Raw genomic sequence first — 11,838 nt, forward strand, 5'->3', positions numbered from 1 at the left:
AGTGGCATCTCGCGGAGGGGAGCAGACGTGCGTCAGGAGAGGGAGAGGGACATCCGGGACAGGACGAAGGTCTCGATGACCTGGACGACCATGTAGAGGATCAGCGAGACGCCGGTCACGAGGACGACGGCCGACCAGATGTCGTCGAAGCGGGCCTGCGCGGTCCAGCCGGCGATGCCGCCGCCGATGCCGTCGCCGGTGGAGAGCCACTCGGCCAGCAGCGCGCCGGTGATCGCTCCGGGGACGGAGACGCGGATCGCCGCGAAGAGCGAGGGCAGCGCGCCGGGGATGGCGACCTTGCGGATCGCCGTGAGCGTGGAGCCGCCGTAGACCGAGACGACGTCGAGCATCTGCGGCGAGGCGTTGTTCAGGCCGAACGCGATCGTGACCAGCGCCGGGAAGAGCACGACGATGCCGCCGACCACGGCGACCGAGGCGACCGTCCCCTGGCCGAAGACCAGGATGATCAGCGGCGTCATCGCGATCAGCGGGACCGAGCGCAGCAGCAGCGCGAACGGCATCAGTGCGTGCTCGACGCCCTTGGACAACCGGAAGAGGATCGCGACCAGGATCGCGACGATCAGGCCGGCCGCGAAGCCGATGAACGAGTCGACCATGGTGACGGCGAAGAGCCCGCCCAGCTCGGCGCGGTTCTCGGCCGCCGACTCGTCGGTGACCAGGTGCGCCCAGACGTCCCACGGCCCCTTGATCACGTACGGCGAGACGCCGCTGAAGAGGATCACGCCGATCCAGATCGCGAGGACGATCGCGACGGTCGACAGCGCGATCAGGAGGCTCTTGCGCAGGCTCTTCAGCGTGGCGCCGAGGGCGGCGCTGCGCAGCTGACGGCGGAGCTCGTCGACCGCGATGATCTGCGTCGGGCTCGACTGCTCGGTGCGGTCGGGGATCGTGGAGGTCATGTCATGCCCGCTTTCCGGAGGACCACGGGGCGACGAGGCGCCCGATCAGGCCGACGAGGCCGTAGCCGATCAGCGCCACGGCCGCGCAGAGGAGGAAGAGCGCCCAGACGCGCGGCGAGTTCAGCGAGACCTGCGCCGCGACCAGGATCGGCCCGACCCCGGTCTCGATCTTGCCGAAGTACTCCCCCAGGATCGCGCCCAGGAACGCCGCGGGAACGGCGATCTGCAGTGCGGAGAGGATGTTCGGCAGCGCCGCGATGGCGCGGACCTTCCGGAGCTGGGTGAACTTCGTGCCGCCGTAGACGGTGACGACGTCGAGCGAGGCCTTGTCGGCCGCCTTGAGGCCGAGCAGGCTGCCGACGACGGTGGTGAAGAAGACCGAGAGCCCGGCGAGGAAGATCGCGGTGTCGCTCGGCCGCCCCGGCGCGTCGGAGCCGCCGAGGATGAGGAGCACGAGCGTCCCGATCGCGACGATCGGCACGCAGTAGGTGACGACCGCGAGCTGGGAGACGATCCCCTCCAGCCACGGCACGATCAGGACGAGCGCGGAGAGCACCAGGGCGATGAGGTTGCCCCAGAAGTAGCCGACCGCGGCCTCGCCGATCGTCACCGAGAAGTTGGCCCAGTAGAACGCAGGCCCGTCCTCGGCGATCGTCTGCGCGACCTGGATCGGCGTGGGGACTGGGGCGTAGGTCGTGCCGCCGGTGGGGGCGGTGACCAGGGCGATCAGCCACCAGACGGCGATGATGCCGACGATGCCGATCAGCCCGGAGGCCCAGGGCGGGAGGGAGCGCGAGCGGCGCTCGGTCGGCGGGACGGGAGCGGGGAGCAGGGTGGCCACGGGGCGCCTCAGTGGTCGTCGGCGGCCGCGCCGCCGTCGCCGAACAGCAGCTCGGACGCCTGGTCGACGTAGGCGTGGAACTCGGGGGTGCGCTGCATCTCCGGCGTGCGCGGGCGGGGCAGGTCGATCTCGATGATCTCCTTGACCCGGCCGGGCCGCGGGCTCATCACGGCGACCTGGTCCGAGAGGAAGATCGCCTCCGAGATGCCGTGGGTGACGAGGAGGGTCGTGGCCGGCTTCTCGGTCCAGATCCGCAGCAGCTCGAGGTTGAGCTTCTGCCGCGTCATGTCGTCGAGCGCACCGAACGGCTCGTCCAGCAGCAGCACCTCGGGCTTGAGGATGAGGCAGCGGGCGATCGAGACGCGCTGGCGCATGCCGCCGGAGAGCTGCGCCGGCTTGGCCTTCTCGAAGCCGCGCAGGCCCACGAGGTCGATCAGCTCGTCGATGTAGGACTGGTCCACCGACTTGCCCGCGATCTCGAACGGGAGGCGGATGTTCGACATCACGCTGCGCCAGGGCAGGAGCGCGTGGTCCTGGAAGGCGATGCCGAGCTTGTTGTCGCGGCGCAGCTCCTTGGGCGTGCGGCCGTCCACCCGGATGGAGCCCGAGGTGGGCTCCTCCAGCCCCGCGAGGATCCGCAGGATGGTGGACTTGCCGCAGCCCGAGGGGCCGAGGAGCGCGAGGAAGCTGCCCTGGTCGGTGTGCAGATCGGTGTCCTGCAGCGCGGTGACGCTGCGAGAGCCCATCCGGAACGTCTTCGACAGGCCGTGGATCTGGATGCCGGTGCCGCCGGCACCCTGCTCGCGCAGAGTGCCGGCGTCGGTCGTGTCGGTCACGAGTGGTGCCCTCCGTGGTGCTGCATGTGTGGTGGAGCTGTTCCGGTCGCCGCGGTCAGGCGGCGTACTTGACGAGGTCGGGGTTCTCCTCGTAGACCTCGGCGAGGAGGCTCATGTCGAAGAGGTCGGCGGCGTCGACCTCGATGCCGGCGCCCGAGAGCGACGCGAGCGTCTCCTCCTGGAGGCTGTCCGAGATCGTGAAGAGGCCGTTCGCGACGGTCTCGTCCGAGACGACGAGCTCCTCGGACTGGATGGTGGAGCCCTTCTTGGAGGACTCCTCGTCGAGGCCGAGGTCCTTGCCGTAGGTCTCGAGGGCGAGCATCGCGCCGGCCTCCGGGTCGTTGACCGCGTCGGTCCAGCCCTTGATCTCGGCGACGAGGAACGCCTTGAGCGCTTCGCGCTTCTCGGAGATGGCCTGGTCGGTGACGGTGAAGGTCTCGGCGACGAAGGGGAGGCCGTTGTCGGCGAAGGGCAGGTTGACGACCTCGTAGCCCTCGGCGGCGACGGTGATCGCCTCGTTGGTCAGGTAGGCGATGAAGCCGTCGACGGTGCCGTTGATCAGGACCGAGGGGTCGTACTCGACCGGGACGACGGTGACGTCGGACTCGGCGAGGCCGTTCGCCTTCAGCAGCGCCTGGAAGAGCGAGGTGTTCGACGCCTGGACGCCGATCTTCTTGCCGGCGAGGTCGGCGGGGGTGGCGATGTTGCCGGCGGTCGCGATCGAGAGGACCGTGAACGGGTTCTTCTGGTAGGTCGCGCCGATGATCTTGAGCGGCGCCTTCTCATTGGCGACGACGGTGCCGACCGAGACGGCGTCGCTGAGCGCGACGTCGGCCGAGCCGGACAGCAGCTCGGCGGTGCCGGTCGAGGGGCCCGCGGTCAGCGTGACGCCGGAGAGGCCGGCCTCGGTGTAGTAGCCCTTGGAGTCGGCGAAGAACTCGCCCGCGAACTCCTCGTTCTTGATCCAGGAGAGCTGGACCTTCAGGGTGCCGAGGTCGCCGCCGTCTTCGGCCGAGGCGCCGGAGGAGTCGGAGGCGCAGGAGGCGAGGACGGAGACGCCGCCGAGGGCGAGACCGGCGACGCCGGCCATGCGCAGGACGCTGCGGCGGTCGAAGGTCTGCGAGGTGCGGAAGGGCGACAGGGGCAAGGGGGACTCCTCGGGTAAGGCGGTGGAAGCTGCTGTGGTGCGCGGTTGGCGACGGTTGCCCCACGGGGCGCGCCAAGCCGCGCCGATCGGGGTGCCTCGACGCTATCCTCGGGAGATTTCTCCGGTGTGTCCGCAGATTTCGCGGGTATTAAGGGTCTCACGGATCCGACAACGATCCGACCGCTCCGCCCGTCCCTCCCGGCGGATCGGCTGAGGCCCCTCTCAGCTCAGCCGAGCGGCTTGAAGGCGAGATCCGCGGCCGCTGCGGCGTCGCGGGGCACGAGTGCGAAGCGCGTGAATCCGGCGGCGGCGGCCCGGTCGAGCAGCGGCGTGAGGTTCTTCGCGCGGCGCTCCAGCCGCACGCGGGAGCCGCCGACGATCAGCTCCTGCTTGAGCGCGAGCAGCACCTCCGGGGCCGCGTCGCGCTCGTGCACGAGGACGACCGCGTCCGGCCGCTCGTCCAGCGGCACGTCGATCAGCTCGACGATCCGCTCGAAGCCGATGGAGAAGCCGCAGGCCGGCACGTCCTGGCCGAGGAAGCGCCCGATCATGCCGTCGTAGCGGCCGCCGCCGCCGACGGACGAGCCGGAGGAGGGGTGCGCGATCTCGAAGATGGTGCCGGTGTAGTAGCCCATCCCGCGCACGAGTGTGGGGTCGAAGCGGAGCGAGACGCCGGTCGGCAGCGACCGCAGCGACCGGGCGAGCGTCTCGAGCGCGAGCACCGCCTCCGGGTCGATGCCCTCGGGCAGCACGCCGAGGATCGCGGACTGCTCGAGCGCCACTCCCCCGGCCGCGACGGCCGCCTCGATGCGGGCGAGGTAGCCGCCGAGCACGGCCGCGGCGTCCGGACCGTCGGCCTCGAGCTCGGCGACGACTCCGCTCGCCCCGATCTTGTCGAGCTTGTCGATCGAGATCAGCGCGGGGCCGAAGCGCTCGGGGGCGAAGCCGCAGTGCTCGAGGATGCCGGTGAGGATCCGGCGGTCGTTGATCCGGATCGTGCAGTCGCGCAGGCCCAGCGTGTCGAGGGCGGCGGCCGTCGCGGTGATCAGCTCGACCTCGGCCAGCTGCCCCGGCTCGCCGATGATGTCGATGTCGCATTGGACGAACTGGCGGTAGCGGCCCTTCTGCGGGCGCTCCGCGCGCCAGACCGGTGCGATCTGGACCGACCGGAAGACGGTCGGCAGCTCGGCGCGGTGGCTGGCGTAGAAGCGGGCGAGCGGCACGGTGAGGTCGAAGCGGAGGCCGAGGTCGGCGAGGCCCGAGGCGTCGTCCGCCGCGGCCGCCGCCGCGAGGTCGTCGTGCGAGAGCCCGCGGCGCAGCACGCTGAAGGCGAGCTTCTCGTTGTCGCCGCCGAGGCCGGAGTGCAGGCGCTCGAAGTCCTCGACCACCGGGGTCTCGATCTCGTCGAAGCCGTGCGCCGCGTAGACCCGGCGGATCACTCCGAGCGCGTGCTCGCGCTTCGCCTTGTCGGCCGGGAGGAAGTCGCGCATGCCGCGGGGCGGGGTGATCGCAGAAGCCATGCGGCGATTCTCCCAGACCGTCGACCGGTGTTCTCCGGCCCTCCGCGCCGCCGGCGTCCGGCCGGTCGGGGGTGTCGGCTAGGCTCGCGGCGCTCGCGCGGTCAGGGGGATCGCCGCGGACCGACGAGGGGGACTCGATGGACACGCACGCTGATGCCGGCATCGTCGCGGAGGGGGTGTCGCGGGCGTTCGGGTCCGTCCACGCCGTGCGCGACGCCAGCTTCGAGGCCCGGCCCGGGGAGGTCACGGCGCTTATCGGGCCCAACGGCGCGGGCAAGACGACGCTGATGCTGCTGCTCGCGACGCTGCTGCGCCCCGACGCGGGGCGGCTCCGCGTCGCCGGGCACGACCCGGTCGAGGAGCCCGCCGCGGTGCGGGCCGCGCTCGGCTGGATGCCCGACGTCCTCGGCTCCTGGGCGAGCCTGACCTGCCGGGAGACCCTCCGGACGACCGGGCAGCTGTACGGGCTGCCGCACCCGGACGCCGAGGCCCGCGCCGACGAGCTCCTCGGGCTCGTCGACCTGGTCGAGTTCGGCGACCGGCCCACCCGGGTGCTGTCGCGCGGGCAGAAGCAGCGGCTGAGCCTGGCGCGCGCGCTCGTGCACGACCCGTCGGTGCTGGTGCTCGACGAGCCGGCCTCGGGGCTCGATCCCGGCGCGCGGATCGCGCTGCGCGACCTCGTGCTGCGGCTCGCCGGCGAGGGGCGCACGGTGCTGGTCTCGAGTCACGTGCTCTCCGAGCTCGACGAGATGGCGACCGCGGCGGTCTACCTCGACGGCGGGGTGACGGCCTCGCAGGAGGCGGTCGCGCGCGCGTCGCGGGCACTGCGGGCCTGGCGGATCGACGCGGTGCGGCCGCGCGGGGCGGAGCTCGCAGCGGTCGTCGAGCGGCTGACGGGCGTGCCGGTCCGAGTGGAGCGCGACGCGGCCCTCGTGCCGGTCGTCGACGATGCGGCGGCGGCCGAGCTGCTCTCGCGGCTGGTGGCGGCCGGGGTCGCGGTCAGCCGCTTCGCGCCGGCGGTGGGCGAGCTGGAGCACACCTTCTCGGATCTGACCCGCTCGGCCGGGGAGCCGGGGAGTGCCGCGGGGCCGGGCCGGCCCGCGGAACCGAGCACCGAGAACGAGGAGGACGCCCGATGAGCACCGAGACCACCGCCCGGCCGCTGCCCTTCCTGCAGGGCGTCGGCATCGTCCTCCGCCTCGAGCTCGCCCAGCGGGTGCGCGGGACCTCGTCCTTCGTCCTGCTCGGGCTGTTCTTCCTGCTGGTCGGCGCGGTCACCGGACTGCTGGTGGTCGCGACCGGCGTCTTCTCGGGCAGCGGCGCCGTCGTGGGCGGCTTCCTCTACTCGACCCTCGTCTACTTCGTGCTGCTGCTGGGCAGCCTGGTGACGCCCGCGCTCTCCGGCACGGCCGTGAACGGCGACCGCGACGCGGGGACCCTCGCGACGACGCAGGTCACCCTCGTGACCACGGCGCAGCTCGTGCTCGGCAAGTTCGTCTCGGCCTGGCTGGTCGCGCTGGCGTTCCTCGCGAGCACCGTGCCGTTCCTGCTCGTCGCCGTCGGGGTCGGCGGGGTGTCGCTCGCCTCCGCGTCGGTCTCGGTGCTCGTGCTCGCGGTGCAGCTGGGCGTCGTCGCGGCGATCGGAGTGGGTCTCAGCGGGATCCTCGACCGGCCGCTGATGTCGGTCGTCACCACCTACCTGGTGGTCGCGGCGATGAGCGTCGGGTCGCTGATCGCGTTCGGGCTGCTGACGGCGGTCACGACCACGGAGCAGCAGACCGTCTTCGTCGACGACGAGGAGGGGATCTGCGGACCGGACTACGAGACGCAGGTGGCGCGGGCCGACTACTATTGGGGGCTGCTCGCGCTGAACCCGTTCGTGGTGCTGGCCGACGCCGTTCCGCCGCACCTCGACGAGTACGGCTCGCCGGAGGACCTGTTCACCGGGCTCTCGCTGCTGGTTCGGCAGGCGCAGATCGCGCCGGAGCCGGTCGTCGAGCTCTCCTGCTCCGGCTACACCGGCTCGACGCGGCCGAGCACTCCGGAGGAGGTCTTCGACGCGACCGTCCCGTCCTGGTTCGTCGGTCTGACGCTGCAGCTGGTGCTCGCGGTCGGCCTGCTGCTCGGCGCGATCCGCCGGACGGCGACGCCGGCGGCGCGCCTGCCCCGCGGGCGCCGCGTCGCCTGACCGACGGCCTTCCTGCTGATCGGGCGGCCCGCGCAGCGGGCCAGCCATGCTGATCGAGTAGCCCGCGCAGCGGGCGTATCGAGATCCACCGCTCTGGGGACGTGGGGTCTCGATACGCCGCTCCGCGGCTACTCGACCAACATGAAAGGGCGCACGCGCGTCGAGCCGCACGCGCTCCCTGCTGATCGAGCGGCCCTCGCCTCATGCTGATCGAGTAGCCCGCGGAGCGGGCCTATCGAGATCCCCGTGATCAGCACTCGAGGCGACAGCTACCCCTCCTGGCGCTCCCGCTCCGCCGCACGGATCTCGTCCTGCAGGTCGCGCGTCGCCGTCCGCAGCGCGCGCTCGGCGTCGAGCCCCTGCGCCCGGGCCGACGCGACGATCGCGAGCAGCAGCGGGCCGAGGTCCTCCTCCGACTCGATCGGCAGCGGCCCCTCCCCCGCGTCGACGATGCCGAGCGTGGTGGCCTTGCCGATCACCTTGTCGGCCAGCGCGAGAGCCGGCATGCCCTGCGGGATCCCGTCGAGCACGCTCGTCCGGTGCGGCTTCTCGGTCTTCTTCAGCTCGTCCCAGACGGCGATGACGTCGTCGGCGGTCTCCGCGGTCGCGTCGCCGAAGACGTGCGGGTGGCGGCCGATCATCTTCGCGTTCATGTGCGCCGCGACGTCCTCGATCGTGAACGGCTCCGGGCCGTCGGCGGCCAGATCGGAGTGGAAGAGCACCTGGTAGAGCACGTCGCCGAGCTCCTCGATCAGGTCGGCCCGGTCACCGGCCTCGATCGCGTCGACCAGCTCGTGCGACTCCTCGATCAGGTAGCGCACGAGCGACTCGTGGGTCTGCTCGGCGTCCCACGGACAGCCGCCCGGGGCGCGGAGGACGTGGACGGTGCGGATGAGCTCGTCGAGCCGGGGATGCGCGGTCACCCGGCCATCCTCTCATCCGCTCGGCGGGCGGAGGCCGGGAGGCTCAGGCGCGAGCGAGACGCCGGCGGGCGATCAGGAGGCAGCCGGCCGCGACGACCGGGACCGCCGCGAGCAGGCCCGGAGCCGACGCGACTCCCACCGCCGCGGCACCCGTCACCAGCACGCCGGCGAGGTTCCACAGCAGCACCGCGGCGCCGGCGCCGTCCCCGATCGGCAGCGGGATCGGCCCGAGCAGCGAGGGCGGGAGCGGGCCGCGGGCCGCGTCCATCGCCCGGGCGGCCACCGCGACCACCGCGACCGCGACGGCGGGCCACGCGGGCCCGGCGGCGACAGCGCAGGCCGCGACGACGATCCCCACGGCGAGCAGCAGCGGCAGGATCCCGTGCAGCAGCAGCAGCTCGAACGGCGCAGGCACGAGCAGCGCCGGCTGGCCCGCGGTCGCGGCGGCGTGGCGGAGGCCGTCGCTCCAGACCCCGGCGCCGCAGTAGGCGAGGACGCCGGCCAGCGCGGCGGGGAGAGCGAGGAGCGAGGGCGGCGCGACGGCCGCGACGGCGAGGGCCAGCCCCGCGGAGGCCAGCGCGGCGACTCCGGCGACGGAGCGGCCGGGCGTGCGCAGCGCGCCGATCGCGTCGCGGAGCGGCACGGCGAGGGCGAACGGGGCGACGCGGACGGCGTCGACGCGGCGGAAGCGGCCGGGCCGGGCGCGGTAGCCCTCGAGCGCGTCGGCGACCTCGCCGATCGCTCCCCTGCTCCGGGCCGACCGCCACTGCCGCGACTGCGCGACCACGACGACGCCGCGGACCGTGTCGAGCAGGCGCGGGACGACGGCGAGCGCGAGTGCGGCCAGGGCGGTCAGCACCGCGGTGCCGGGCAGGGCCGATGGGTCGGCCGTCGCCAGCGCGCGGCCGAGGAGGGCACCCGGACCGGCCGGGAGCGCTGCTGCGGCGACCAGCACCCCGGTGAGCAGGGCCGCTCCTCGGCCGGGGAGGCACTGGCCGGCGAGCCAGGCGACGGCGAGGAGGACTGCGAAGGCGGCTCCGGCACCGACGGCGACGAGCGGTGCGCCGCCCACGGCGACGGCGATGAGCAGGGCGGCCGCGACGCTCGCGAGCACAGCGGCCGTCCCCGCGACCGTCACGGGCCGGCGCAGCACGAGGCGGCGAGGCAGGTCAGTGGCGAGCAGCACGGCGGTGGTGTGCGGTTCGCCGACCGCCGGACCGCGGACGCGGCCGAGCAGCACGGCGGCGGGCAGGAGCAGCCCGGCGGCGAGGCCGACGACGGTCGTCGGGTCGAGGGCGGCGAGGGTGGGGTCGGGCTCCGCGGCGAGCAGGACGACGGCCCGGAGCACGGGCAGGACGACCACCAGGAGGGTCATCGCCGCGAGGTAGCCGGCGTAGGCGCCACCGCGCTGCTCGGCCGCAGCGCGGGACCGGTGCAGAGCGCGGACGGCTGGACCCGCTCGCTCGGGCCGCCGACCCGGAGGCGCCTGACACCGACGCGGCCGGCCCTCATCGGCCGCTCAGCTCGAGGACGCGGGTGGCCAGTGCGCTCGTCAGCAGCGGGTTGTGGGTCGCGATCAGCACCGCTCGACCGCGGGCGGCCTCGCGGAGGACCTCGATGACGAGTGGCACGCGGTCGACGTCGAGCCGCTGCTCCGGCTCGTCGAGCAGCAGCACCTCGCCGGGCCGGGCGAGCACGAGCGCGAGGGAGAGGAGCTGGGTCTGCCCGGAGGACAGCTCGTGCGGGAACCGGCTCGCGAGGGCGCCGAGGCCGAGCGCGTCCAGACTTGCGACGGCCGTGCGGCGTGCCTCGGCGAGCGGCGCTCCCCAGGACAGGGCGACCATCGCGAGGTGCTCCGCGAGCGTGAGGTCGCGCTCGAAGGGCGGGGTGCCGACGAGGGCGGCGACCCGGCGCCGATGCAGGCGGTCTCGCTCCGAGACCGAGCGGCCGGCGATCTCGACGGTGCCGGAGCTCGGCGGCGTCAGGCCGGCGACCAGGCGCAGCAGCGTCGTCTTGCCGCTGCCGTTCGGACCGGTGACCGCCACGATCTCGCCGGGCTCGACCTCGAGCGAGATCGGGGCGAGCAGCTGTGTCTCCCCCGCCCGGACGGCCGCCTCACGCAGTCGGACCAGCGGCGCAGGGCCCGGCTCGGATGCGGGACGGCGGCGGGGAGCGAGCAACGGCATGCCCTCATCCTCCCAGCGGGTGCGCGGGTGCGCGGGTGCGCGGGCGACGGTCGGCGGCGCGCGGTCTCGGCCGGGCGGGCGGGCGCCGTCGCGGGCCGCACATCCGCCGGTCATCGGCGCGTAACACGCGCCGACTACGGTGACCGCGGGGCGCGACCGCGGCCCGGAACAGGAACGCCACCGTGACCCTCACGTCTCCCGCCACCGGCACCGCCCTCGATCGCGGAGCGCCGCCGAGCGCCGAGCTGCACATCCACATCGAGGGCACGATCGAGCCCGAGCTTATCGTCGAGATGGCGCGCCGCAACGGCATCGCACTGCCGACCGAGGATCTGGACGCCCTGCGCGCGCGCTACGCCTTCGAGGACCTCGCCTCGTTCCTCGAGCTGCACTACTCGAACCTCACGGTCCTGAAGACGGAGCGCGACTTCTTCGAGCTGGCCACCGGCTATCTCGATCGCGCGAAGCTCGCGAACGTCCGCCGCGCGGAGATCTTCTTCGATCCGCAGACGCACTTGGGCAACGGCGTGCCGCTCGACGTCGTGATGGCCGGGCTCACCAGCGCGCTGGGGCGGAGCGAGGAGACGCACGGCATCTCGACCGACCTGATCATGTGCTTCCTGCGCGACCTCGGCGCCGACGCGGCGGACGAGATGCTGACCGCGATCCTCCCCTACCGCGAGCACATCATCGGGGTCGGGCTCGACTCGAACGAGGTCGGCTTCGGGCCGGAGCTCTTCATCGACGTCTATGCGCGGGCCGCGGCGGAGGGCCTGCACCTCGTCGCGCACGCGGGCGAGGAGGGCGGCCCGGAGACGGTCGCCGAGACGCTCGAGCTGCTGAAGGTGGAGCGGATCGACCACGGCATCCGCGCGATGGAGGACCCGGCGGTCGTCGCGATGCTCCGCGTGCAGGGCGTGCCGATCACGGTCTGCCCGCTCTCGAACGTGGCGCTCCGCGCCGTCGACACGATGAAGGACCACCCGCTGCCGGCGATGCTCGACGCGGGGCTGATCGTCACGGTCTCCAGCGACGACCCGCCCTACTTCGGCGGCTACGTCGACGCGAACTACCGCGCGCTGGTCGAGGAGCTCGGGATGGACGACGCGCAACTGGAGCGCCTCGCCCTCAACTCCTTCGACGCGGCCTTCATCTCCGACGAGGACCGCACCCGCTGGCAGGCCGAGGTCCGCGCCCACTTCGCGTCCTGATCCCCGCCGCGAGATGCCACTTGTGCACGCGACACGCCGTGAACGGCGTGCACAAGTGGCATCTCG

At 73.1% G+C, this 11,838-nt stretch carries 11 protein-coding genes; 3 read left to right on the plus strand and 8 right to left on the minus strand.

The features are described 5' to 3' along the window. Positions 1-32: 32 nt before the first annotated feature. The 5 genes from MT350_RS18480 to hisS form a co-directional block, all read right to left on the minus strand. Positions 33-920 (minus strand): ABC transporter permease, encoded by an 888-nt coding sequence (locus tag MT350_RS18480; RefSeq protein WP_208110631.1) that lies wholly within the window; start codon positions 918-920, stop codon positions 33-35. Position 921: 1 nt separating this feature from the next. Then, entirely contained in the window at positions 922-1,761 is an 840-nt protein-coding gene (locus tag MT350_RS18485) for an ABC transporter permease (protein WP_243582213.1), read from the minus strand. Positions 1,762-1,769: 8 nt separating this feature from the next. Further along, positions 1,770-2,507, minus strand: coding sequence for an ABC transporter ATP-binding protein (locus MT350_RS18490; protein ID WP_123705595.1), 738 nt, complete (start codon positions 2,505-2,507; stop codon positions 1,770-1,772). Between the two features lie 145 nt (positions 2,508-2,652). Next, entirely contained in the window at positions 2,653-3,744 is a 1,092-nt protein-coding gene (locus MT350_RS18495) for an ABC transporter substrate-binding protein (RefSeq protein ID WP_243598509.1), read from the minus strand. 227 nt (positions 3,745-3,971) lie between these two features. After that, positions 3,972-5,264, minus strand: coding sequence for a histidine--tRNA ligase (hisS, locus tag MT350_RS18500; RefSeq protein ID WP_243616398.1), 1,293 nt, complete (start codon positions 5,262-5,264; stop codon positions 3,972-3,974). 137 nt (positions 5,265-5,401) lie between these two features. Here hisS and MT350_RS18505 point away from each other — a divergent pair, with 137 nt between their 5' ends. Together MT350_RS18505 and MT350_RS18510 are read left to right on the plus strand one after the other, a co-directional pair. Next, positions 5,402-6,403, plus strand: a complete 1,002-nt coding sequence (locus tag MT350_RS18505) for an ABC transporter ATP-binding protein (RefSeq protein ID WP_243616399.1) — start codon at positions 5,402-5,404, stop codon at positions 6,401-6,403. Beyond that, complete coding sequence (locus MT350_RS18510; protein ID WP_243598506.1) at positions 6,400-7,452, plus strand: ABC transporter permease; 1,053 nt, start codon at positions 6,400-6,402, stop codon at positions 7,450-7,452. The genes MT350_RS18505 and MT350_RS18510 overlap by 4 nt, the downstream gene beginning before the upstream one ends. Before the next feature lie 269 nt (positions 7,453-7,721). Here the strand turns inward: MT350_RS18510 and MT350_RS18515 are convergent, their stop codons facing one another. The 3 genes from MT350_RS18515 to MT350_RS18525 all read right to left on the minus strand — a co-directional run bounded on the left by MT350_RS18515 (position 7,722) and on the right by MT350_RS18525 (position 10,561). Further along, positions 7,722-8,375, minus strand: coding sequence for a MazG family protein (locus MT350_RS18515; protein WP_243598505.1), 654 nt, complete (start codon positions 8,373-8,375; stop codon positions 7,722-7,724). A gap of 43 nt (positions 8,376-8,418) precedes the next feature. Continuing rightward, the gene (locus MT350_RS18520) at positions 8,419-9,750 is read right to left on the minus strand and encodes a hypothetical protein (RefSeq protein ID WP_243598504.1); all 1,332 of its coding nucleotides are present in this window, start codon (positions 9,748-9,750) and stop codon (positions 8,419-8,421) included. A 133-nt stretch (positions 9,751-9,883) separates the two neighbouring features. Continuing rightward, the gene (locus tag MT350_RS18525; RefSeq protein ID WP_243598503.1) at positions 9,884-10,561 is read right to left on the minus strand and encodes an ABC transporter ATP-binding protein; all 678 of its coding nucleotides are present in this window, start codon (positions 10,559-10,561) and stop codon (positions 9,884-9,886) included. A 182-nt stretch (positions 10,562-10,743) separates the two neighbouring features. Here MT350_RS18525 and MT350_RS18530 point away from each other — a divergent pair, with 182 nt between their 5' ends. Next, positions 10,744-11,772, plus strand: coding sequence for an adenosine deaminase (locus MT350_RS18530; protein WP_243598502.1), 1,029 nt, complete (start codon positions 10,744-10,746; stop codon positions 11,770-11,772). Positions 11,773-11,838: the final 66 nt, after the last annotated feature.

Source organism: Rathayibacter sp. VKM Ac-2928 (assembly GCF_022815545.1).
Taxonomy (GTDB): domain Bacteria; phylum Actinomycetota; class Actinomycetes; order Actinomycetales; family Microbacteriaceae; genus Rathayibacter; species Rathayibacter festucae.